This is a genomic window from Sphingomonas aerolata, from assembly GCF_003046295.1.
Classification (GTDB): Bacteria; Pseudomonadota; Alphaproteobacteria; order Sphingomonadales; family Sphingomonadaceae; genus Sphingomonas; species Sphingomonas aerolata.
In genome coordinates this window covers 1002878-1024072 of the sequence record NZ_PZZN01000001.1, presented here as the reverse complement: position 1 = coordinate 1024072, position 21195 = coordinate 1002878, and the positions used below count along the sequence as shown (strand labels likewise).

23 protein-coding genes are annotated in these 21195 nt (G+C 68.6%); 14 read left to right on the top strand and 9 right to left on the bottom strand.

What is annotated here, in order from left to right; translation table 11 throughout:
* Positions 1-10 precede the first annotated feature (10 nt).
* The 6 genes from C8J24_RS04690 to coxB all read right to left on the bottom strand — a co-directional run bounded on the left by C8J24_RS04690 (position 11) and on the right by coxB (position 5445).
* Complete coding sequence (locus tag C8J24_RS04690; protein WP_031441785.1) at positions 11-550, bottom strand: cytochrome c oxidase assembly protein; 540 nt, start codon at positions 548-550, stop codon at positions 11-13.
* Complete coding sequence (locus C8J24_RS17515) at positions 550-693, bottom strand: hypothetical protein (protein ID WP_166746380.1); 144 nt, start codon at positions 691-693, stop codon at positions 550-552. The genes C8J24_RS04690 and C8J24_RS17515 overlap by 1 nt, the downstream gene beginning before the upstream one ends.
* Positions 690-1589, bottom strand: coding sequence for a heme o synthase (locus C8J24_RS04685; protein ID WP_107930656.1), 900 nt, complete (start codon positions 1587-1589; stop codon positions 690-692). Before C8J24_RS04685 ends, C8J24_RS17515 begins: the two co-directional genes overlap by 4 nt.
* Before the next feature lie 92 nt (positions 1590-1681).
* Positions 1682-2323, bottom strand: a complete 642-nt coding sequence (locus tag C8J24_RS04680) for a L,D-transpeptidase family protein (protein ID WP_107930653.1) — start codon at positions 2321-2323, stop codon at positions 1682-1684.
* A 268-nt stretch (positions 2324-2591) separates the two neighbouring features.
* A complete protein-coding gene (gene ctaD / locus C8J24_RS04675) occupies positions 2592-4256 on the bottom strand; it encodes a cytochrome c oxidase subunit I (protein ID WP_031393246.1) in 1665 nt (554 codons plus the stop codon).
* Position 4257: 1 nt separating this feature from the next.
* Entirely contained in the window at positions 4258-5445 is a 1188-nt protein-coding gene (gene coxB, locus C8J24_RS04670; RefSeq protein WP_416365769.1) for a cytochrome c oxidase subunit II, read from the bottom strand.
* 269 nt (positions 5446-5714) lie between these two features.
* Here coxB and pyrE point away from each other — a divergent pair, with 269 nt between their 5' ends.
* From pyrE to C8J24_RS04645, 5 genes are all read left to right on the top strand, one after another.
* Positions 5715-6299 (top strand): orotate phosphoribosyltransferase, encoded by a 585-nt coding sequence (gene pyrE, locus C8J24_RS04665; RefSeq protein WP_107045502.1) that lies wholly within the window; start codon positions 5715-5717, stop codon positions 6297-6299.
* Positions 6296-7039, top strand: coding sequence for a pyridoxine 5'-phosphate synthase (locus C8J24_RS04660; RefSeq protein ID WP_107930652.1), 744 nt, complete (start codon positions 6296-6298; stop codon positions 7037-7039). The genes pyrE and C8J24_RS04660 overlap by 4 nt, the downstream gene beginning before the upstream one ends.
* A 171-nt stretch (positions 7040-7210) precedes the next feature.
* Positions 7211-7633, top strand: coding sequence for a holo-ACP synthase (acpS, locus tag C8J24_RS04655; RefSeq protein WP_107930649.1), 423 nt, complete (start codon positions 7211-7213; stop codon positions 7631-7633).
* Entirely contained in the window at positions 7630-8625 is a 996-nt protein-coding gene (gene lepB, locus C8J24_RS04650; protein WP_107930647.1) for a signal peptidase I, read from the top strand. Before acpS ends, lepB begins: the two co-directional genes overlap by 4 nt.
* A gap of 1 nt (position 8626) precedes the next feature.
* Complete coding sequence (locus tag C8J24_RS04645) at positions 8627-9694, top strand: AI-2E family transporter (protein ID WP_031439338.1); 1068 nt, start codon at positions 8627-8629, stop codon at positions 9692-9694.
* On the opposite strand, the gene C8J24_RS04640 is transcribed toward C8J24_RS04645, so the two are convergent.
* Positions 9639-10820: a glycosyltransferase gene (locus tag C8J24_RS04640; RefSeq protein ID WP_338110780.1), complete on the bottom strand. Its 1182-nt coding sequence runs from the start codon at positions 10818-10820 to the stop codon at positions 9639-9641. The genes C8J24_RS04645 and C8J24_RS04640 overlap by 56 nt on opposite strands.
* Positions 10821-10908: 88 nt before the next feature.
* Between C8J24_RS04640 and C8J24_RS04635 the strand changes: the two genes are divergently transcribed.
* Genes C8J24_RS04635 through C8J24_RS04625 form a run of 3 tightly spaced genes read left to right on the top strand, consistent with a single transcriptional unit; the run spans position 10909 to position 13655 of the window.
* On the top strand, positions 10909-11892 hold the full coding sequence (locus C8J24_RS04635) for a hypothetical protein (RefSeq protein ID WP_167396700.1): 984 nt from the start codon (positions 10909-10911) through the stop codon (positions 11890-11892).
* Positions 11893-11915: 23 nt separating this feature from the next.
* Positions 11916-12440 carry a DUF2141 domain-containing protein gene (locus tag C8J24_RS04630; RefSeq protein WP_107931453.1) on the top strand — a complete coding sequence of 175 codons (525 nt, stop codon included), beginning with the start codon at positions 11916-11918 and terminating at the stop codon, positions 12438-12440.
* An 18-nt stretch (positions 12441-12458) separates the two neighbouring features.
* The gene (locus C8J24_RS04625; RefSeq protein ID WP_107930643.1) at positions 12459-13655 is read left to right on the top strand and encodes a glycosyltransferase; all 1197 of its coding nucleotides are present in this window, start codon (positions 12459-12461) and stop codon (positions 13653-13655) included.
* On the opposite strand, the gene C8J24_RS04620 is transcribed toward C8J24_RS04625, so the two are convergent.
* Both C8J24_RS04620 and ubiG read right to left on the bottom strand, forming a co-directional pair.
* The gene (locus tag C8J24_RS04620) at positions 13537-15036 is read right to left on the bottom strand and encodes a glycosyltransferase family 39 protein (protein WP_208620910.1); all 1500 of its coding nucleotides are present in this window, start codon (positions 15034-15036) and stop codon (positions 13537-13539) included. The genes C8J24_RS04625 and C8J24_RS04620 overlap by 119 nt on opposite strands.
* Positions 15037-15353: 317 nt before the next feature.
* The gene (ubiG, locus tag C8J24_RS04615) at positions 15354-16094 is read right to left on the bottom strand and encodes a bifunctional 2-polyprenyl-6-hydroxyphenol methylase/3-demethylubiquinol 3-O-methyltransferase UbiG (RefSeq protein ID WP_107930641.1); all 741 of its coding nucleotides are present in this window, start codon (positions 16092-16094) and stop codon (positions 15354-15356) included.
* A 52-nt stretch (positions 16095-16146) separates the two neighbouring features.
* On the opposite strand from ubiG, the gene C8J24_RS04610 reads away from it, so the two are divergent.
* The 6 genes from C8J24_RS04610 to tolR all read left to right on the top strand — a co-directional run bounded on the left by C8J24_RS04610 (position 16147) and on the right by tolR (position 21168).
* Entirely contained in the window at positions 16147-17400 is a 1254-nt protein-coding gene (locus C8J24_RS04610) for an aspartate kinase (RefSeq protein WP_107931452.1), read from the top strand.
* Positions 17401-17497: 97 nt separating this feature from the next.
* Positions 17498-18517, top strand: coding sequence for an NAD(P)H-dependent flavin oxidoreductase (locus C8J24_RS04605; RefSeq protein ID WP_031440024.1), 1020 nt, complete (start codon positions 17498-17500; stop codon positions 18515-18517).
* A 133-nt stretch (positions 18518-18650) separates the two neighbouring features.
* Complete coding sequence (locus tag C8J24_RS04600) at positions 18651-19451, top strand: hypothetical protein (protein ID WP_107930639.1); 801 nt, start codon at positions 18651-18653, stop codon at positions 19449-19451.
* Between the two features lie 93 nt (positions 19452-19544).
* Positions 19545-20006 (top strand): YbgC/FadM family acyl-CoA thioesterase, encoded by a 462-nt coding sequence (locus C8J24_RS04595; RefSeq protein ID WP_107930637.1) that lies wholly within the window; start codon positions 19545-19547, stop codon positions 20004-20006.
* Positions 20003-20695, top strand: a complete 693-nt coding sequence (gene tolQ, locus C8J24_RS04590) for a protein TolQ (protein ID WP_107930635.1) — start codon at positions 20003-20005, stop codon at positions 20693-20695. The genes C8J24_RS04595 and tolQ overlap by 4 nt, the downstream gene beginning before the upstream one ends.
* A gap of 35 nt (positions 20696-20730) precedes the next feature.
* Positions 20731-21168, top strand: coding sequence for a protein TolR (gene tolR / locus C8J24_RS04585; RefSeq protein ID WP_037531582.1), 438 nt, complete (start codon positions 20731-20733; stop codon positions 21166-21168).
* The last annotated feature ends 27 nt before the right edge of the window (positions 21169-21195 follow it).

Genomic DNA, 21195 nt, shown 5'->3' with positions numbered 1-21195 from the left:
TACGACTGTCCTAGCTTGCGTTTTTCGCGGAATCCACCGGGTAAAACGTGTAGCTGAGCGTGATCGTCTGGATATCTGCCGCGTCGGGATCCTTCAGGATCTTCGGATCGACGAAGAAGATCACCGGCATCCGCGCGGTCTCGCCGGGCTTGAGCGTCTGCTCGGTGAAGCAGAAGCACTGGATCTTGGTGAAATATTTGCCGGCCTGCGCGGGCGTTACGTTGAACGTCGCGGTGCCGGTGATCGGCCGGTCCGAGGTGTTGGTCGCGGTGAAGAACGCCATGTCGCGCGCGCCGACCGCGATCGTGTCCGACGGGTTTTCGGGCGCGAACTTCCACGGCAGCTTCGGGTTTACATTGGCATCGAAATCGACGCGGATCTGGCGATCGGTCCCGCCCGGGGCGACGAGCCCGCGCTGCGTCGTGCCGTTGAGGCCGGTGACCTGGCAGAACAGGCGGTAGAGCGGCACGCTGGCAAAGGCGAGCCCGGTCATGAAGCAGATGCCGAGCACCGCGAGCAGGGCGGTTCGCGTGGTGCGCTCGACCCGCATCAGTGCGGCATCCCCGCCTGGATCTTGGCGATCGAGATGGCGAAGACGAGGATGACGAACGCGCCGAGCAGCAGCGCCATCACCTTGGCCCGGCCCATCTGGCGGCGGCGGATCAGGTCTTCGCGGGTCTTGTCGTCGTTCATGCCAGCCACCTATCGACGACGAGCGCGCCGAACATCGCAAAGAGATACAGGATCGAATATTTGAACAAGCGCCGCTCGGGCTTCATCGTGTCGTCGACACCGGTCGTGCGCGTCGCGACGACGACCACGAGCCAGGCGAAGATCCCGGTCAGGACGGTCGCGACGACGCCGTAGAACGTCCCGACCAGACCGAGCGGCCAGGGGAGCACCGCGGCGAGCGCCATCGGGATGGTGTAGAGCCCGATCTGGGTCCGGGTAACGCGCTCGCCCGCGACGACGGGGAGCATCGGCACGCCCGCATTGGCGTAATCGGTCTTCACGAACAGCGCGAGGGCCCAGAAATGCGGCGGCGTCCACAGGAAGACGAGCCCGAACAGCAAGAGCGGGAGCAGCGCGACATCGCCGGTCGCCGCCGCCCAGCCGATCAGCGGCGGGAAGGCGCCCGCCGCACCGCCGATGACGATGTTCTGCGGCGTGCGGCGCTTGAGCCAGACGGTGTAGACGAGGACGTAGAACAGGATCGAGACGGTCAGGATCGCGGCCGCGGCGAGGTTGACCGCGAGCCCCATCAGTAGGACCGAGAAGCTGGCGAGCCCGACGCCGAAATGCAGCGCAGCCTGACGGTCCATCCGGCCAGCGGGAAGCGGGCGCTTCTGCGTGCGGCGCATGACCGCGTCGATATCGGATTCATACCATTGGTTGAGCGCCCCCGCCGCACCCGCGCCGAGCGCGATGCACAGGATCGCGGTGAAGCCGATCACGGGATGGATGCCGACGGGCGCGGCAAGCATGCCGCACAGCCCGGTGAACACGACGAGCGTCATCACCCGGGGTTTGGTCAGCGCCAGAAAGTCGCGCCATTCGGCGGGGGGAAGCAGGGGCGTCGCAGTGGTCATGGTTGCGCAGGCCTATACGCGACCCGGCGGTTCGGGGAAAGCCATGGTTCTGCTGGGCTTCTGCTGGAAAAATCGAAATCCGGGTATGCCGATCAGGCGGCGGTGATCGGCTGGCCGAGGTCGAGTCGCTCGCCATCGGTGACGATCACCCGGTCGCCGAGCTTCACCGCGTCGAAGATCCGCTTCGCGAACGCCCTGGGCACGCCGATACAGCCATGCGTGGCATAGCCGTCGCCGACATCGCTGCCATGGATCGAGATGCCGTCATTGGTCAGCCGCAGCATGTACGGCATCGGCGCATTGTAGAGGTTGGAGACGTGATCCGCGTCCTTCTGCGTGATCGGGAAGACGCCGAGCGGGGTCGGCTTCTCGTCCGCGCCGTAGATGATGACCGCGGTGCCGATCTCATAGCCGGCGCGGAAGACCGAGACGGTCTGCGCGGCGAGGTCGACGGTGACGACGACGGGCCCCTGGGGGGCGCCGGTCTCGTCCCAGTAATGGTCGCCCTGACGCATCGGGCCGGGGATCTGGAGGATGCGCTTGACGGTGTAGGCGGCGGGATCCGGGGCGGCCGGTTTCGGCGCGGGGGCCGCTGGGCGGGCCTTCGGCGCGGTGCGGGCTGCGGCGGGGTCCTGGGTGGCGGTCACGGGGCGGGCGCCGGTGAGTGCAATCGCGGTGCCGCCGGCGAGGGTCAGGCCGAGAATCGAGACGGCGAGGTGCTGGAGCGTCGGCATGCGCCGTGTTTGGGGACCCGCGCGGGGTTTGGCTAGCGGGGGATTTCGGGGCGTGCCGGGGTGGGACGGATTTTGGGCTGGCGTCGAGCTGTTGGGCTCTGGGTCCTGACGTTCGTCAGGATGACGGATTAGGGGCGGCGGATATGAAAAACGCCCCGGGTTGCCCCGAGGCGTCTTCTGGCTGGCCCCGACACGGGAGCAAGTCCCGTGTCGTCAGACGCGGCGTTGCCGCGCCGGCCGGGCGGGGGCCTGATGGCCCTTGTCCGCCTTAGTCGATTTTCGGCAGGGTCTCGAACTGGTGATAGGGCGGGGGCGAGGAGATCGTCCATTCGAGCGTCGTGGCGCCTTCGCCCCAGGGATTGTCCGCCGCCTTCTTGCCCGCGATCAGCGACCAGATCAGGTTGACGAAGAAGATCGCCATACCCGCGGCCATGATCATGTAGCCGACCGTCGCGACATAGTTCCAGTGCGCGTAGGCGTCGGGATAGTCCGGGTAACGGCGCGGCATGCCCTGGAGGCCGAGGAAGTGCATCGGGAAGAACATGACGTTCACGCCGATGAAGAACACCCAGAAGTGGAGCTGGCCGAGGAACTCGTTGTACATCTTGCCCGACATTTTCGGGAACCAGTAATAGAAGCCCGCGAACAGCGAGAACACCGCGCCGAGGCTGAGCACGTAGTGGAAATGCGCCACCACGTAATAGGTGTCCTGCATGTAGTCGTCGATGCCGCCATTGGCGAGCACGACGCCGGTCACGCCGCCGACGGTGAACATGAAGATGAAGCCGATCGACCAGACCATCGGCGTCTTGAAGCTCATCGAGCCGCCCCACATCGTCGCGATCCACGAGAAGATCTTGATGCCGGTGGGGACCGCGATGACCATCGTCGCGGCGGTGAAGTACATCTTGGTGTTCACCGACAGGCCGGTGGTGAACATGTGGTGCGCCCAGACGACGAAGCCGACCACGCCAATCGCGACCATGGCATAGGCCATGCCGAGATAGCCGAAGACGGGCTTGCGGCTGAACGTCGAGATGATCTGGCTGACGATGCCGAAGCCCGGCAGGATCATGATGTAGACTTCGGGATGGCCGAAGAACCAGAACAGATGCTGGTAGAGGACGGGATCGCCGCCGCCGGCCGGATCGAAGAAGGTCGTGCCGAAGTTGCGATCGGTCAGCAGCATCGTGATCGCGGCCGCGAGGACCGGGAGCGCGAGCAGCAGCAGAAACGCGGTGACGAGCATCGACCAGACGAACAGCGGCATCTTGTGCAGCGTCATGCCCGGCGCACGCATGTTGAAGATGGTGGTGATGAAGTTGATCGCGCCGAGGATCGACGACGCACCTGCGAGATGGAGCGCGAGGATCGCCATGTCGGTCGACGGCCCGGGCTCGCCGTAGGTCGAGAGCGGGGCGTAGAGCGTCCAGCCGTTACCTGCGCCGCCGAAGAAGGGCGAGGCGAGCAGCAGCGTGAAGGCGGGGATCAGCAGCCAGAACGACACGTTGTTCATGCGCGGGAACGCCATGTCGGGCGCGCCGATCATGATCGGCACGAACCAGTTGCCGAAACCACCGACCATCGCCGGCATGACCATGAAGAACACCATGATCAGGCCGTGCGCGGTGATCAGCACGTTCCAGAGGTGGAGCGATTCGTCGAGGCTGGCGCTGCCGCCATGGAGCATGCCGGCCCAGCCCTGCAGATACTGGATACCGGGCTCGGCGAGCTCGGCGCGCATGAGGCCCGAGACCGAGCCGCCGATGATCCCCGCGACGATCGCGAAGATCAGGTAGAGCGTGCCGATGTCCTTGTGGTTGGTCGACATGAACCAACGCGCGAAGAAACCGGGCTTGTGATCGGCATCGTGATGATGCGCATGCGCATCATGGGCGACGAACGCCGACGGGTTGAGAGCGGTGTCGGTCATCTTACAGTCCCGCGTTGCCGGCGCCGGCCGGGTTGGAGGTGGCGCCCTGCGTCGTCGCGGGCGCTGCGGTGGTCACGTTTTCGACCGGGCCGGTGGCGTTGGCGGTTTCCGCCGCCTCCTCGACCTTGGCCGCGGAGCCGTCGGCGCCGGGCTGCGGAATGACCTTGTCGGACGCCTGGCCCGGGGTCGGCATCGAGCCGCCCTTGGCCCGGACCCACGCCGCGAACTGCGCGGGCGAGACGGCCTGGACCGCGATCGGCATGAACGCGTGACGCGCACCGCATAGCTCGGAGCACTGGCCGAAATAGAGGCCGGGCTTGTCGATCGTGAAGCTCGTCTCGTTCAGGCGGCCGGGGATCGCGTCGAGCTTGATCCAGAAGGCGGGGACCGCCCAACTGTGGATCACGTCGTTCGCGGTCGTGATGAGGCGGATCGGCACGCCGACCGGCAGGACGATGCGGTTGTCGGTCGCGAGCAGGCGCGGGCCGTCGGCATCGGTGCGCGCGCGTTCGCCCGCGCCGACGTCCTTGGCCTCCTTCAGCATGTTCGCGGTGACTTCGAAGCCGCCGTTATCCGGATACTGGTAGGTCCAGTACCACTGGTTGCCGATCGCCTTGATCGTCACCGCGCCCGCGGGCGCCGGCTTGAACTGGGCGGAGAGCAGGCCGATCGACGGGACCGCGATCAGCACGAGGATGATCACCGGGGCGAGCGTCCAGATGATCTCGATCACGGTGTTGTGGCTGGTCTTCGACGGCACCGGATTGGCGGCGCGGCGATAGCGGAACACCACCCAGAAGAGCAAAGCGAGCACCAGCAGCGAGACCGCTGTGATCGTCGGCATCAGGATCGCATTGTGCATCCAGTGCGCGAAGACGCCGTTCTTGGTGACCTGTGGCTGGAGGCCGACGGTGCCGGGGGTGGGCTGACCCACGCCGGGGGTCGGGGCCATCGCATAGCCGCCATCCTCGGCGAGCGCCGGGCTGGACGGATTCGCGGTCGCCGGGGCGGCAGCGCTGGTGGGTGCGGTGTTCGACACGCCGGCCGGGCCGGCCGCGGCCTGTGGTGCAGCGCCCGCGGCGCCGGTGTCAGGCGCGGTCGCGGCGGCCTGCGAAGCCGGTGCAGCCTGCCCGGCGACGCCGCCAAGACTCGCCAGTGCGAGCCCCGCTGCGATCGCCAATCCTCTCATCCCCAGTATGCGCATCGTTTTTCTTGACCCCGGTTTGGTGCGAACCCGTATCACGGACGCGCGGATGTCTGCTTATCATTTTGACATTCGGCTATAGGCGGCGGCGGGGCGAGCCTCAACCCCGGTGCGGGCTTTGTTGAATTTGTTGCACGGGCCGGCAAATTTTTCGGGGCGTATGACGTCCGGCGCGGGGGCGGTGGCGGTTGTCATTGCGTGGACTTTGCCGCGATCGTACAGCGCGACAGATTTCATTGGAGCGATGACCCGCGATGACCGAAGACGACGTGCTCGCCGAATTCCGCGCTGCCGAAGCGCTGCTCGAGGGGCATTTCATCCTGTCCTCGGGCCTGCGCAGCTCGCGCTATCTGCAATGCGCGCGCGTGCTGATGGACCCCAGACGTGGCGCGCGGCTGGCGGAGGCGCTGGTCGCGCGGATCCCGGAGAACCTGCGCGCGTCGATCAGCGCGGTGGTGTCGCCGGCGATGGGCGGGGTGATCTGCGGTCATGAGATGGCGCGCGCGCTGGGCGTCGAGGCGATGTTCCTCGAGCGGCCCGACGGCGTGTTCGAGCTGCGTCGCGGGTTCCGGCTGGCGCCGGGGCAGCGCGTGCTGATGATGGAGGACGTGGTGACCACCGGCTTGTCGTCGAAGGAGGCGATCGCGGCGATCGGGCGCGCGGGCGGCGAGACGGTCGCGGCGGCGGCGCTGGTCGACCGGTCGAACGGCGCGGCGGATCTGGGCGTGCCGTTCTTCCCGCTGATCCGGCTCGACGTGCCGACCTATGCGGCGGATGCGCTGCCCCCCGAACTCGCGGCGATCCCGGCGATCAAGCCCGGCAGCAGGGCGGCGGCATGAGCCCCCCCCCCGGCACCGCGCATCTGCGCCTGGGCGTCAACATCGATCACGTCGCGACGGTGCGCAATGCGCGCGGGGCGGGCTATCCCGATCCGGTCCGCGCGGCGCTGGTCGCGGCGGCGGCGGGGGCGGACGGGATCACGGCGCATCTGCGTGAGGATCGCCGGCACATCACCGACGACGACATCGCGCGGCTGTCGACCGAGCTTGCGATCCCGCTCAACCTGGAGATGGCGGCGACCGACGAGATGCTCGGCATCGCGCTGCGCCACCGGCCGCATGCGGCGTGCATCGTGCCCGAAAAGCGCGAGGAGCTGACCACCGAGGGCGGGCTCGACGTGGCGGGGCATTATGACCGGATGGCACGGCTGGTCGACGCGCTGGCGGGGGCGGGGATCCGCGTGTCGCTGTTCATCGAGCCCGACGCGCGGCAGATCGAGGCGGCGGTGCGGCTGAAGGTGCCGGTCGTCGAGCTGCACACGGGTCGCTATGCCGAGCTGTCGGGCGATGCGCGCAGCGTCGAGCTGCGGCGGCTTGAGGATGCGGCGGCGCTGGCGGCGAAGAACGGCATCGAGGTGCATGCCGGGCACGGACTCACCTATGACAATGTCGCGCCGATCGCGGCGATCCGGCAGGTGCGCGAGCTGAACATCGGGCATTTCCTGGTGGGCGAGGCGTTGTTTGTCGGGCTTGGCGAGGCGGTGCGGCGGATGCGCGAGGCTATGGATGCGGCGCGGTAGTTTTAAGAAGGTTTTGTTCGCGCGGAGGCGCGGAGGCGCGGAGCAGAAGAGGGGTGTCGGGCACGGTCCCGGGTGCTTTTCCATCCTGCCGCACTTGCGGCCTTCAAATTCTCCGCGCCTCCGCGCCTCCGCGCGAACAGACTCTTCAGTCTTCCGACTCCAAGCGTCGCGATGATCATCGGGCTGGGGTCGGACCTGTGCAATATCGAGCGGATTCAGGCGTCGGTCGAGCGGTTCGGCGAGCGGTTCGAGCAGCGGGTGTTTACCGAGGTGGAGCTGGCGAAGGCGGCGCGGCGGCCGTTCACCAAGGCGGGGACGCTCGCCAAGCGGTTCGCGGCGAAGGAGGCGTTTTCGAAGGCGGTCGGCACCGGGTTTCGCGCGGGCGTGTTCATGAAGGACATCGGCGTGATCAACGCCGCGAGCGGTGCGCCGACGCTTGCCCTGACCGGCGGGGCCAAGGCGAGGCTTGACGCGTTGACCCCCGAAGGCCACGCCGCGCGCGTACACCTGACCATGACGGACGATCATCCCTGGGCGCAGGCCTTTGTGATAATCGAAGCGATACCCCTGTTATCCGCGGATAAAGATCGATGAAGGAAGCGGCGTTGGACGGCAAAGAGTCGCTCGAGAATCCGGCAGCATCGCGGGTCGGCGCCACACCCGTCCCGCCTCCGGGCAACGACGGTTCCCCTCCCACCACGACGACGGCACCCGTGCGCCGCGGGACCGACTGGTGGGGCGAGGTGAAGGGCATATTCTGGCTGGTTCTGGTGGTGCTCGGCTTCCACAGCTTCATCGCCAAGCCCTTCTACATCCCGAGCGAATCGATGCTGCCGGGGCTGCGGATCGGCGACCGGCTGGTCGTCACGAAGTTCGCCTATGGCTGGTCGTTCGTGTCGCCGACGATCCCGAACCCGGTCGCGATCTTCAAGAGCGTCGTGCTCCGCCAGCAGGAAGACAGCTGGAGCGTGCAGATCCCCTTCATCAAGGGGCGGCTGTTCGGATCGCTGCCGACGCGCGGCGACGTGGTGATCGTGACGCCGCCGGGAACACAGAACGATTATATCAAGCGCGTGATCGGCCTGCCGGGCGACCGGCTGGAAGTGCGCGGCGGGACGGTGATCCTGAACGGCGTGCCGGTGAAGCGCGGCCCCGTCCACGACACGCTGATCCCGGTCGACACCAACAGCCCGTGCAGCGAGGACGAATATCCCGGCGCGCGCGAGACGCGGGCCGACGGCGCGATGATCTGTCGCCTGCCGACGATCACCGAGACGCTGCCCAATGGCCGGCGGTTCGACACGATCGAGATGGGCTGGAGCCCGGGCGACGATTACGGGCCGATCACGATCCCGGCGGCTCATGTCTTCCTGATGGGCGACAATCGCGACCGGTCCGCCGACAGCCGCTTTGCGCTGACGCAGCTCGGCCTTGGCGGGCCGGTGCCGTACGAGAATCTGGGCGGGCGCGCGGAGTTCATCACCTTCAGCCTCGACGGCGATGCGACCTACAACCCGCTGACCTGGTGGGGATCGCTCCGGTCGGATCGCGCGGGTACGTCGCTCCACCCTGCAACGGCGAACTGAGATGGCCGACGATAGCGGCGCGACCAAGCGCGTCGACGAGGCCAGCCCGGTCGAGATGCGCGACCCGGCCCTGCGTAAGGAAATCCGGCGCGCGACGATCTGGCTGGGGCTCGCCTGCCTGATCGCGCTGGCGATCGTGCTGGTCCAGCCGTTGCTGCTGATCTTCGCCGCGGTGGTGTTCGCGTCGCTGCTCGACGGCGGCGTCCGGTTGCTCGGGCGCGTGCTGCCGATCAGCCGCGGATGGCGGCTGCTGATCGTCGTGGTGCTGGTGCTGGTGTTCATGATCGGCACGTTCGTGCTGACCGGGGTGCAGGTGACCGAACAGGTGACGCAGCTGCGCTCGACGCTCGAGCTGCAGGCGAACCGGTTTACGGGCTATTTGGCGTCGCAGGGGCTGATGCCGGGCGTGTCGGACGTGAGCGGGATCGCCAAGCAGGCGCTGGGGTCGGTCGGGCGTGTGACATCCTGGGTCGGCACCGCGATCGGCGCGCTGACCAGCCTGTTCATGATCCTCGTGCTCGGGCTGTTCATCGCGATGGACCCGGGCACCTATGCGCGCGGCGTCCAGTGGATGGTGCCGACCGACCTGCGCGACGAATTCGCCCGGACGATGGTAACGATGGGCGAGACGATGCGGCGGCTGCTCGCCGGGCGGTTGCTCGGCATGGCGGTCGAGGGGGTCGCGACGGGGATCGCGCTGGCGATCGGCGGCGTGCCGATGGCGATGCTGCTCGGGATCATCGCAGGCATCCTCGCCTTCATCCCCAATATCGGTGCGATCGTCACCGGCGTGCTGATGGTCGCGGTCGGCTTCAGCGCGGGCGTCGACACCGGATATTGGGCGATCGGCACCTATTTCGTGGTGCAGACGATCGACGGCTATGTGATCGTGCCGATGGTCGCCAAGCGCACCGTCGACCTGCCGCCCGCGCTGACGCTGGGCGCGCAGATCCTCGCGAGCGCGCTGTTCGGGATCCTCGGTCTCGCGCTTGCCGATCCGATGACCGCGATGCTCAAGACCGCGCTCGAGCGTCGGTCGGACCGCGAGGACGAGAAGGCCGCGGACTGACGAGCGTGTCGAACAGCGCGAGATAGCGCTGCGCCGAGTCGCTGCCGGGTTGCGGGACAGGTGCGGGCCGCGAAATGCCGGGTGTGAGCCAGGCGTCGAGTGCGGCGACGAGTGCGGGGCCGTCGTCGCGCGCGACGATCGTGCCGCGTGCGGGGGTGTCGATGATCTCGACAATCGCGCGGCTCGAATCGGTCGCGACGACGGGCGTGCCGACCGACAGCGCCTCGCGCAGAACCCCCGGCACGCCTTCGAAATCGGAGGTCAGCGCGACGACCTGTGCGCGGGCCATTGCCGGGAGCGGATCGGCGACATGGCCGGGCAGATGGACGCGGGCGGCGAGGCCTAGTGCGGTCGCCTGCGCCGCGAGTGTGCCGCGGCAATTGCCCTCGCCGAGGATGACGAGCGCGATGTCACGATCGCCGAGTGCTGCGACCGCGGCGAGCAGCCGGTCCCAGCGCTTCTGCGGTTCGAGCCGGCCGACGCCGAGGATGAACCGCGACGGCAGCACGGGGAGCGTCGCGCCCGGCGCGGCGAGTGCCGGCGGGTTGGGGATGACGCTGACCCGGCCCGGCATGCGCGTCGCGGCGGCGGCCTGGACCGCGGTGGCGGGGGTCATCGCGACGAGATGATCGAGGAACCGGCCGTGACGCGCGAGCCAGACGCGGTGCGCGGCGTGGAGCAGGCGGCCATGGTCGCCGCGGTCGGGCGCGTTCGACATCTTGGCGACGATCGGCGGACAGGCGCGGCCGAGCCTAAGCCGGATCCAGGCGGCGATCCCGGTATAATGATTGCCGGGGCAGAAGACGATGTCGGGGGCCATGCGGCGGACGAGGCCGGGCAGCGTGCGCGCGGAGCCGGGGACGACCTCGAGCCCATCGGGCAGCTCGGCGGCGAGCGGGCCGGTCGGGTCGCCGATCACCAGCGTGACGCGCCGCCCCGCGGCGAGCCAGCCGCGCGCGAGCCGCAACTGCGCGCGCTCGACGCCGCCGCCCGACAGGTCGTCTGCATAGGTGAGGATTTGGTCAGCGCCGGGCATCGCGCACAGATGGCGCGGTCGGGGCGCGATGGCGAGAGGGTAACCGGCGGCGAACCGCGCGGGTTCGGGGACGGATGACTCGATCTTCACGTGCAAGCCGGCGGCGGGGCGGCTATTGGCGCGGCGTGATGGCATGCCCGGAAAGGCCGGGTGCGCGGTACAGGACGAGGATCGTTCGATGCGTACGCGTATGACGGGCTCCGCGCTGACGGCCGGGAACCCGCCGGGTCGTTCCGCGGCCGGGGTGGTGCAGGCGGGGGTGGTGCAGGCGGGAGCCGATATCGTCGGGCTCGAACCGCTCAAGACCTTCCGCAGCCGGTGGCCGGCGATCATCGGCGCGGTGCTGACGCTGGCGATGATCGCGGGGCTCGCGCGCGAACTGTTCGCGCACGGGCTGGCCGGACTCTCGCGGTCGGTGCCGTCCGATCCGCGATTCTATCTGTGTTTCGCGCTGCTCTACATGTCGCCGCCGACGGGGGATTACGTGATCTTCCGCCGGTTGTGGGGGATCCCGGTCGCGGGGCTGGTCGCCCTGATCAAGAAGCGGATCGCGAACGAAGTGGTGTTCGGCTATTCGGGCGACGCCTATTTCTATGCCTGGGCGCGGGCGCGGGCGCGGATGGTGGCGTCGCCGTTCGGTGCGGTGAAGGACGTGACGATCCTGTCGGCGATCGCGGGCAACGCGATCACGCTGGCGATGGTCGCGATCGCGCTGCCGCTGAGCCGCGACCTGTTGCCGCCCGACCTGTTCAAGACGGTGCTGGGGTCGGCGGCGATCACCTTTGCGATCTCGCTGCCGTTCCTGATCTTCTCGCGGAGGGTCTTTTCGCTGCCACGCGCGACCTTGTGGTGGGTGTTCATGATCCACTGCATCCGGCTGATGTGCGGATCGCTGCTGATCGCGCTCGCCTGGCATTTCGCGCTGCCCGGCGTGTCGATCGCGATGTGGCTGTTTCTGGCGGCGGGGCGGCTGCTCGTGTCGCGGCTGCCGCTGGTGCCGAACAAGGACCTGCTGTTCGCCAATTTCGCGATCCTGCTGATCGGCCAGGACCAGGCGCTGTCCGAGCTCGTCGCGTTCACCGCGGCGCTGACGTTGCTCGTCCACGTCATTCTGATTGTCATATTCAGCGGGCATGCGATCGCGATGAGGACGCGTGCGTGAACCGATATCTTGGGGCGGTACTGATGCTGGCGGGGCTGGTCGCGGGCGCCGCCCCGGCATGGGCCGGCGGCCGGGCGGCGATCCAGGAGCCAATGCTCGGCAGCGACGCGCAGGCGTGCGAGCGCGACGAGGGGCCGGCGATCGCGGCGACGATCGTCGGACTGAAGGATCGCAAGGGCAATCTGAAGCTCGAACTCTATCCGCCCGACGAGGCCGATTTCCTGCGCGGCGACCGCGAGCTGATCGCGGCGGGCAAGACGTTTCGCCGCATCAGCGTGTCAGCCCCCGCGACCGGTCCGACCGCCTTGTGCATCCGCGTGCCGCATCCGGGCCGCTACGCGCTGCTGTTCACGCATGACCGTGACGGCCGGGCCAAGTTCAGTGTCTGGTCGGATGGCGCGGGGTTCGTGAAGGGCGACCGGCTCGGCCGATCGCGACCCAAGGTCGACCAGGCGATCATCGAAGTCGGGCCCGGACTCACGCATGTCACGATCCGCGCGCAATATCTGCGCGGGCTGGGCGGGTTCGGCCCATTGGACGGCAAGTGAGGGGGCGGGCGGGCTGAGATGCGGATCGTCGACGTCAACGAATTCTACTCGCCGACCGGCGGTGGCGTGCGCACCTATATCGACCGGAAGATGGGGATCCTTGCCGATCTGGGGCACGAGCTGATCGTCGTCGCGCCGGGCCGCGAGGACCGTGTCGAGGAGCGGCCGGGTGGCGGGCGGGTGATCTACCTCAAGTCGCCGGGTATGCCGTTCGATCGCAATTACGGGCTGTTCTGGGACCGTGCGGCGATTCACCGGGTGTTGGACGAGCTCGATCCGGATGTCGTCGAATGCTGTTCGCCGTGGCGGCCGGCCTGGTTCGTCGGCGAATGGACGGGGCCCGACGGGCAGCAGCGCGCGCTGAAATCCTTCTTCATGCACAACGACAATATCGCCGCCTATGCGCAGCGCTGGTTCGCAGGGTTTGCGAGCCACGACCGGATCGAGCGCGCGTTCGGCTGGTACAGCCGGTACATGAACCGGTTCCTGACGCGGTTCGACACGGTGGTCACCAACGGACCCGCGCTGGAGAAACGGTTGCGCGCGCGCGGGGTGCGGATCGATGCGGCGATGCCGCTGGGGATCGAGCGCGGCCATTTCTCGCCGCGGCTGCGCGACGAGGCGCTGCGGGGGCGGCTGTTGCAGCAATGCGGGTTGCCGGCGGACGCGATGCTGCTGATCGGGCTGGGCCGGCATCACGGCGAGAAGCGCTGGCCGCTGGTCGTCGACGCGGTCGCGCGCGCGGGCACCGACCTGCCGATCGGGCTGATCCTGTTCGGCACGGGCAGCCAGAGCAAGGCGATCGCACGGCGGATCGGCGGATCGCCGCATATCCGGATGTTCGCGCCGGTCTATGACCGCGAGCGGCTGGCCGCGATCATGGCGAGCTGCGACGCGCTGATCCACGGGTCGGAGGCCGAGCCGTTCGGGCTGGTCGCGTCGGAGGCGATGGCGTCGGGGCTGCCGCTGATCGTGCCCGATACGGGCGGGTGCGCCGAGATTGCGGACCGGCATGCCAGCGAGCTCTATACGGCGCGCGATGCGACCGCGGCGGCGGCGGCGATCGCGCGGCTGTTCGCGCGCGACCGCGGGATGCTCAGGCGCGCGGCGGTCGTGGCGTCGGCGCAGGTCCGCTCGGATCATGCGCATGCGGTGGAACTGGTGGACTATTATGCCGGGCTGATCGCGGCGCGACGGGGGCGGCTGGCGGCGTGACCGACAGCCGGAAGCGGGTGCCGGGGACGGCGACCGCTCCGGATGCCGCCTTTTCGAGCGCGGCGTCGAGTTGCGAATCGCCCGCGGTCGCGGCGGATTCGCCACCAGTGAGGATGACGGTGCCGGGGGCGAGGCGCAGGCGATCGCGCGCGACGAGGTGGAGGCGGGCCTCTGCCGCAGGGTCGAGCAGGGTGCAGCTGCGGAAGTAGAAGGGGCCGGCGGCGAAGCGGGGATCGGGCAGGCGGCCGGTGGCGGGCAGGATCTGCGGCGACAGCGTGACGATCGGGCCGGCGATCCCTCGCGCGTCGAGCGTCCGTCTCAGCGTGGCGGCTTCGCGCATGGCGGTGACGAGCGGGAGGCGGCCGGGCTCGGCGAGTGCTGTGAGTGTCGGCGCGAGGCCGAGCAGCGCGAAGACGGCCATGATCCGGGTGGTTGCGCGGGTCGGCGGCTGTGCGGTCCAGACGGCGGCGAGCGCGACGAACAGCGGGGGGAGCATCGGCAGCAGATATTGCCGCCAGGTCGGCACCGGGAGCAGCGCGGCGACCAGCCCGGCGAGGACGAGCAGGTCGGGCAGGGTGACGCGACGACGACGGATCGCGGCGCGCGCGACGAGGACGAGGGCGGGCAGCGCGGCACCGAGCGCGAGGAACTTCAGCGTATCGAGCGCCTTGGCGGCAAGCGACAGCTTCCAGGGCCGTGCCGCGTAATATTCCGCGGGCGCCTGGGCGGGAAAGTGCAGCGTGCCGAACAGGAAGCCTTCGGGCGACAGCGCGAAGGTCCAGCCGACGAACGCGACGACCGGGAGCGCGCCGAGCGCGACCAGCCAGACGCGGTGGCGGGGATGGACCAGCGCGTAGAGGCCGTAGGCGGCGGCGGGGAAGGCATAGGAGATTTTTGCGGCGACCGCGGCGGCGAGCAGAAGGCCGATTGTTAGCGCGCCGGCGCGGGTCCGGTCTTCGCGGACGATCAGCCAGAGCGCGGCGGCGAGGCAGGCGGCGGGGAGCGCGTCGTTGCGCGCGGTGCCGATGCTGAAGAGCAGGATGTCGGTGGTCGCGAACAAGGCGGCGCAGAGGCGCGCGGTGGCGGGGCTGGCACCGGTGCGGCGCGCGGCGGCGTGGACGAACGCTACGCTCGCGAGGCCGAGCAGCGCGTTGGCGAGGCGGAGGGCGGGCCAGGTCCAGGCGCCGGTCAGGACGGCGATGGGTGCGAGGAGGAAGGGCTGGAGCGGGGTCTGGAGATAGGCGAAGTCGCGATAGGGGAGCAGGCCGTGCGCGGTGAGGACGGCCGCAGCGACATACTGGCTTTCGTCGTGGTCGACGGGGCGGAGGAGGGCGAGCGCGATGTAGAGCGCGGCTAAACCCCCTAGAAGAAGGATGTTCACCCGCGAAGGCGGGTGGCCAGTCTGGGCACCCGCCTTCGCGGGTGAACAAGGGTGGGGCGGGCTATGCTCCATTATTTGGTCCCACCCCGGCAGTCTTCGGTTCCACCCCGGCAGTCTTTGGTTCCACCCCGGCGGAGGCCGGGGCCCAGTTGGGGGACGGTCATGGCTGAGGGTCGCGTTCCGTTACTCAGGCTTTCCCAACTGGGCCCCGGCGTTCGCCGGGGTGGTAGCGCCTGCTGAGATGGTAGCGCCCGCCGGGGTGGTTTTGCCGACTGGGTTGGTGGTGCCCGCCGGGGTGGTGCCGGGCGGGGCAAGGGTCAGGCTTTTACCGCGGTCAGGAAATAGTCGAGGCTGGTCGAATCGCTGAGCGCGAAGCCGGTCGCCGGCGAGAAGCCGAGGCCTTGCGTGTGGACGACGTGGAGACCGGCGTCGCGCAGCAGCGCGGTCAGTTCTTCGGGGGTGAGGAACTTGTTCCAGTCGTGCGTGCCGCGCGGGATGCGGCCGGTGCCTTCGGCGATCGTGATCATCGCAAGCCGCGACAGCGGCGTGCGGTTGGGGGTCGACAGGATCAGCAGGCCATTGTCGGCCAGCACGCGCGCGAGGCCGCGGACGAAGCCTGCAGGGTCGCTGACATGCTCGATCACCTCGAGGCTGGTGACGAGGTCGAACTGGCCGTCGAGCCCCTCGACGCCGCCAGCGCGATAGTCGATTGCGAGCCCGCTCTGCGCCGCATGTATTTCTGCCGCGGCGATATTTTCGGGCGCGGCGTCGATCCCGGTTACGCTGGCGCCGAGCCGCGCGAGCGGTTCGCAGAGCAGCCCCGCGCCGCAGCCCACGTCGAGCGCGGTCCGGCCGGCGAGCGGGGTGAAGCCCGTGCCGTCGCCGTGCCAGTGCGTGTCGACCCGGTCGCGGATGTAGCGCAGGCGAGGCGGATTGAGCTGGTGGAGCGGCGCGGACGAGCCCTTGGGGTTCCACCAGTCGGCCGCCATCGTGCCGAAATGCGCGGCCTCCCGGGGATCGATTGTTGCGCTTTCGTTGCGGTCACTTGCCAGTATCATGCGCGCTACCTATCAGGGCCGCCGCTTCGACCCAAAGGGATTTACGCTGCCCATGGCCCGTATCGTGATGAAATTCGGCGGGACGTCGATGGCCGGGATCGAACGTATCCGCAACGTCGCGGCGCGCGTGAAGCGCGAGGTCGATGCGGGCAACGAGGTCGCGGTCGTCGTCTCCGCAATGGCGGGCGAGACCGACCGGCTGGTCGGCTTCTGCCGCGAGGCGTCGTCGCTGTACGATGCGAAGGAATATGACGTCGTCGTCTCGGCGGGCGAGCAGATCACGAGCGGGCTGCTCGCGATCGCGCTGCAGGCCGCGGGCTGCAAGGCGCGCAGCTGGCTCGGGTGGCAGCTGCCGATCAACACGTCGGACGCGCATGGCTCGGCCCGGATCGGCGAGATCGACACGGTCGCGCTCGATGCGAGCCTGGCGGACGGTGTCGTCGCGGTGATCCCGGGGTTCCAGGGCGTGGCAGACGGCCAGCGCGTCACCACGCTGGGGCGCGGCGGATCGGACACGTCGGCGGTCGCGATGGCGGCGGCGATGAAGGCCGATCGCTGTGACATCTATACCGATGTCGACGGCGTCTACACGACCGATCCGAGGATCGTGCCGCGGGCGCGCAAGCTCGGCAAGGTGACGTATGAGGAGATGCTGGAACTCGCCAGCGTCGGCGCCAAGGTGTTGCAGACACGGTCTGTCGGCCTGGCGATGAAAGAGAATGTGCGCGTGCGCGTGCTGTCCTCGTTCGAGGATGGCGATACCAGTGACGGACACCGCGGCACGCTGATCGTGGGCGAAGAGGAAATCGACGATATGGAACGCCAGCTCATCACCGGCATCGCGCATGACAAGAACGAGGCGAAGATAACGCTGACGCAGGTCAGCGATCGCCCGGGATCGGTCGCGGCGATCTTCGCGCCGCTCGCCGATGCGGGGATCAACGTCGACATGATCGTCCAGAACGTCGCGCATTCGACCGGGTCGACCGACGTGACGTTCACCGTGCCCTCGGCGGATCTGGCGCGGACGCTCGACGTGCTCGACAAGGCAAAGGACGCGATCGGCTTTGCGAGCCTGGTCCACGACACGCGCGTCGCCAAGGTTTCGGTGGTCGGCGTCGGGATGCGCAGCCATGCGGGCGTCGCCTCGACGATGTTCACGACGCTCGGCGAGCGCGGGATCAACATCCAGGCGATCGCGACGTCGGAGATCAAGGTCAGCGTGCTGATCGAAGAGGATTATACCGAGCTGGCGGTGCGCGTGCTGCATACCGCTTACGGGCTCGATGCCGAGGATGCGGCTTGACGGACACCGTCCGTTCGTTTCGAGCATTGTCGGGAAATATGTCACGGATACTGCGCGGGGTTTCTCGACTTCGCTCGACACGAACGGGAGTTTTGTAATGACCATCGGCAGCGACCGGCTTCAGCGCCGCATGGCGCGCGGCGCCGCATTCCTCGGGTCCGAGGTCGCGATCCTTGGCGGGGCGATGTCGTGGGTGAGCGAGCGCAATCTCGTTTCCGCGATTTCGAATGCGGGCGGGTTCGGGGTGATCGCGTGCGGGGCGATGACGCCCGCGTTGCTCGACGCCGAGATCGCCGCGACCCAGGCGATGACCGACAAGCCGTTCGGCGTGAACCTGATCACCATGCATCCCGACCTGGTCGAGCTGATCGCGGTGTGCACGCGGCACAAGGTCGGCCATGTCGTGCTGGCGGGCGGATTGCCGCCCAAGGGCAGCCTCGAGGCGATCAAGGCGGGGGGCGCCAAGGTCATCTGCTTCGCGCCGACGCTGGCGCTGGCCAAGAAGCTGATCCGCAGCGGCGTCGACGCGCTGGTGATCGAGGGCATGGAGGCCGGCGGGCATATCGGGCCGGTGTCGACGAGCGTGCTGGCGCAGGAGATGCTGCCCGAGATCGCCGAGCTGGTGCCGGTGTTCGTGGCGGGCGGGATCGGCCGCGGCGAGGCGATCGCGGGCTATCTCGACATGGGCGCGGCGGGCGTCCAGCTCGGCACGCGGTTCGTCTGCGGGACCGAATCGATCGCGCATGCCAATTTCAAGAAGGCGTTCATCCGCGCGTCGGCGCGCGATGCGATCGCCAGCGTCCAGCTCGACGCGCGGCTGCCGGTTATCCCGGTGCGCGCGCTGAAGAATGCGGCGGGCGAGCTGTTCTCGGCCAAGCAGCGCGAGGTTGCGGGGCATCTCGACGAGGGGCGCGTGGCGATGGGCGAGGCGCAGTTGCAGATCGAGCATTACTGGGCGGGTGCGCTGCGCCGCGCGGTGGTCGACGGCGATGTCGAGCATGGGTCGGTGATGGCGGGCCAGTCGGTCGGCATGGTCACGAAGGAAGAGCCGGTCGCGGACATCATCGCCGAGCTGATGGCACAGGCCGCGGCGGCGCTCGAGGCACGCGCGGCCTGATCCTTCGCCGGCCTAACACGCTGCGATCGTGCCGTTCGTCGCATTAGGGTTGCAGTCGCGTACGCGTTTTATACCCTGTTAACCTTATCGCGGCAGGTCTGTCTCGGTCGGGGGACAGCGAGGACTTGAGTCGATGAAGCGTCAGTTTGCGATGATTGCGGTGACCGCAGCCCTGCTCGCCGGGTGCGCGCGGAAGCCGGTCGAGGTCGCGGCGCCCGCACCGGCGCCGGTCGCGCCGGTGCCGGTCGCGGCCCCGCTGCCCAAGGGCGCGTTTCCGGGGATGAAGATCCCCGCGGTGCTGGCCGACGGCACCTATCCGACGCCGAACCGCAACCTGACCGAATCCGCGAAGATCTGGCACCTGCGCGCTGCGCTGAACGTCGCGGCGCTGGCGTGCCGCGGACCGGACGAGGCGGTGATCGTCGCGGGGTATAACGCGATGCTCGCCGCGCAGAAGCCGGTGCTGGCCAAGGCCGAGGCGACCTATTCGGCGGAATATCGCGCGGGCGGCGGCGACTGGCAGGATCGCTACGACGATTCGATGACGCGGCTGTACAATTTCTTCTCGCAGTCGCAGTCGCGCGATGCGTTCTGCGAAGCGGCAGGGCGTGTGCTGGCGGAGGGCACAAGCGTGCCGGGGCCGATGCTGGCGAGTTTTGCCGCGACGCGGCTGCCGATGCTGGAGCAGCCCTTTACCGATTTCTACCGTGCGTTCGACGCCTGGCGCGGCACCGCGGTGCAGCCGCTCCCGGCACAGCGCGTGATCTTTGCAAGCAACGGTGCGGTTCCGGTCGGCGGTTCCGGCGTGGCACCGCTGCCGTCCGCCGCGCCCGCCGCGCCGGGGTTGCAGGCGCAGCTCCGGCCCGTCACGCAGCCGCCGCTTCCCGCCGCGCCGCGTCCCCAGCTGCAGGTTGATCCGGGCGCCCTGCAATAAGACGAGTCGTATCCGCCTGCGCGGGTGCGAAACCGCAGGCAGGGCGACGCGAATGCTTTCTTCGCGGCGATGCTTGGGTTAACAGCCCCCGGAATGGCTGACGCAGAGCAGGATCAACCGGCGGGAGGGCGCTTTGCGGGGCGCGAGCATCGGTTCGCGCTGCGCGTGTATTTCGAGGACACCGACCTGTCGGGCGTCGTCTATCATGCCAATTACCTGCGCTACATGGAGCGCGCGCGGTCGGACATGCTGCGCGTCGGCGGAATCGACCAGCGCGTCGCGTTCGAGGCGGGCGAGGGCTCCTATGCGATCGCAAGCCTCGCCATCCGCTATGCCGCGCCCGCGCGGCTCGACGATGCGCTGGTGATCGTCTCACGGATCACGCAGGTCCGCGCGGCCAGCGTCGCCATTCATCAACGAGTCATGTGCGGCGGGCTTGTCTTGGCCGAGGCGGACGTGGTGGCGGCGCTGATCGCCCCCAACGGCCGGCCGCGTCGCCAGCCGCGCGCATGGACTGACATCTACGAACGCCTTGTCTGGCAGGGGGAAGCATGAATCCGGTTCTGACTATGGATAGCGCGACGTTGTCGCCGATCCACTTGTTCCTACAGGCCGATCTGGTCGTGAAGGGCGTGATGATCGGGCTGCTGCTCGCCAGCGTCTGGACCTGGGCGCTGATCGTCGCGTTCTGGCGGCGGCTGGGCAAGACGCGCAAGGGTCTGGCGCGGTTCGAGCGCGACTTCTGGAAGGCCGAGGACATCGACGTGTTCTACAAGGCCGAGAGCGAGACCGACCTGCCATCGGCGCGCGTGTTCGCGGCCGGGGTGACCGAGTGGCGGCGATCGACCGCGGGCGGCACGATCGACAAGGCCGGGACGCGCGAGCGGCTCGCCACGACGATGGGCGCGGCGGTCGCGCACGAAATCGACACGCTGTCGGACCGGCTGAACGTGCTGGCGACGGTCGGATCGGTGGCGCCGTTCGTCGGGCTGTTCGGCACCGTCTGGGGCATCATGCGCAGCTTCACGAGCATCGCGGCGGCGCAGAACACCTCGCTCGCCGTCGTCGCGCCGGGGATCGCGGAAGCGCTGTTCGCGACCGCGATCGGCCTGTTCGCGGCCATCCCGGCGGTGATCGCGTACAACCGCTTCAGCCACGGCATCAACCGGATCGAGGCAAGCCTCAACCGCTTCGCCGACGGCTTCCACGCGACGCTGTCGCGGCAGCTGGACGGCGCGCGATGAGCGGCCGGCCGGTGCTGTGCACGGGAGGCGCGTAGATGGCGATGAACCTTCCTTCGGGTCGCGGTCGCGGACGGCGCGCGCCGATGGCGGACATCAACGTCACGCCGATGGTCGACGTGATGCTGGTGCTGCTGATCATCTTCATGGTGACTGCGCCGCTGATGACCGCGGGCGTGCCGGTGAACCTGCCCGATGCACGCGCCAAGGCGCTGGACCAAGAGCAGAAACCCGTCGAGATCTCGATGGATGCGACGGGCGCGGTGTTTATCGACCAGGACCAGATCGGCGAGGACGCGCTGCCGGTGCGGCTCGCGTCGATCGCGGCGAGCCGGGCAGTCGGCAACGAGCCGCAGGTGCTGCTGCGCGCGGACCGCAAGCTCGACTACGGCCGGGTGATGCGCGTGATGGGCGAGCTCAACCGCGCCGGGCTGAACCGCGTCGCGCTGGTGACGGTCGAGGGCACACCCAACTGATGTCGCGGCGGTGATGGGCCCTTGGTG

Excerpts from the sequence above, each read along its gene's own strand:
- C8J24_RS04690 (WP_031441785.1), bottom strand. The coding sequence starts at position 550 with ATGCGGGTCGAGCGCACCACGCGAACCGCCCTGCTCGCGGTGCTCGGC.
- C8J24_RS17515 (WP_166746380.1), bottom strand. The coding sequence starts at position 693 with ATGAACGACGACAAGACCCGCGAAGACCTGATCCGCCGCCGCCAGATG.
- C8J24_RS04685 (WP_107930656.1), bottom strand. The coding sequence starts at position 1,589 with ATGACCACTGCGACGCCCCTGCTTCCCCCCGCCGAATGGCGCGACTTT.
- C8J24_RS04680 (WP_107930653.1), bottom strand. The coding sequence starts at position 2,323 with ATGCCGACGCTCCAGCACCTCGCCGTCTCGATTCTCGGCCTGACCCTC.
- ctaD (WP_031393246.1), bottom strand. The coding sequence starts at position 4,256 with ATGACCGACACCGCTCTCAACCCGTCGGCGTTCGTCGCCCATGATGCG.
- coxB (WP_416365769.1), bottom strand. The coding sequence starts at position 5,445 with ATGAGAGGATTGGCGATCGCAGCGGGGCTCGCACTGGCGAGTCTTGGC.
- pyrE (WP_107045502.1), top strand. The coding sequence starts at position 5,715 with ATGACCGAAGACGACGTGCTCGCCGAATTCCGCGCTGCCGAAGCGCTG.
- C8J24_RS04660 (WP_107930652.1), top strand. The coding sequence starts at position 6,296 with ATGAGCCCCCCCCCCGGCACCGCGCATCTGCGCCTGGGCGTCAACATC.
- acpS (WP_107930649.1), top strand. The coding sequence starts at position 7,211 with ATGATCATCGGGCTGGGGTCGGACCTGTGCAATATCGAGCGGATTCAG.
- lepB (WP_107930647.1), top strand. The coding sequence starts at position 7,630 with ATGAAGGAAGCGGCGTTGGACGGCAAAGAGTCGCTCGAGAATCCGGCA.
- C8J24_RS04645 (WP_031439338.1), top strand. The coding sequence starts at position 8,627 with ATGGCCGACGATAGCGGCGCGACCAAGCGCGTCGACGAGGCCAGCCCG.
- C8J24_RS04635 (WP_167396700.1), top strand. The coding sequence starts at position 10,909 with ATGCGTACGCGTATGACGGGCTCCGCGCTGACGGCCGGGAACCCGCCG.
- C8J24_RS04630 (WP_107931453.1), top strand. The coding sequence starts at position 11,916 with ATGCTGGCGGGGCTGGTCGCGGGCGCCGCCCCGGCATGGGCCGGCGGC.
- C8J24_RS04625 (WP_107930643.1), top strand. The coding sequence starts at position 12,459 with ATGCGGATCGTCGACGTCAACGAATTCTACTCGCCGACCGGCGGTGGC.
- ubiG (WP_107930641.1), bottom strand. The coding sequence starts at position 16,094 with ATGATACTGGCAAGTGACCGCAACGAAAGCGCAACAATCGATCCCCGG.
- C8J24_RS04610 (WP_107931452.1), top strand. The coding sequence starts at position 16,147 with ATGGCCCGTATCGTGATGAAATTCGGCGGGACGTCGATGGCCGGGATC.
- C8J24_RS04605 (WP_031440024.1), top strand. The coding sequence starts at position 17,498 with ATGACCATCGGCAGCGACCGGCTTCAGCGCCGCATGGCGCGCGGCGCC.
- C8J24_RS04600 (WP_107930639.1), top strand. The coding sequence starts at position 18,651 with ATGAAGCGTCAGTTTGCGATGATTGCGGTGACCGCAGCCCTGCTCGCC.
- C8J24_RS04595 (WP_107930637.1), top strand. The coding sequence starts at position 19,545 with ATGGCTGACGCAGAGCAGGATCAACCGGCGGGAGGGCGCTTTGCGGGG.
- tolQ (WP_107930635.1), top strand. The coding sequence starts at position 20,003 with ATGAATCCGGTTCTGACTATGGATAGCGCGACGTTGTCGCCGATCCAC.
- tolR (WP_037531582.1), top strand. The coding sequence starts at position 20,731 with ATGGCGATGAACCTTCCTTCGGGTCGCGGTCGCGGACGGCGCGCGCCG.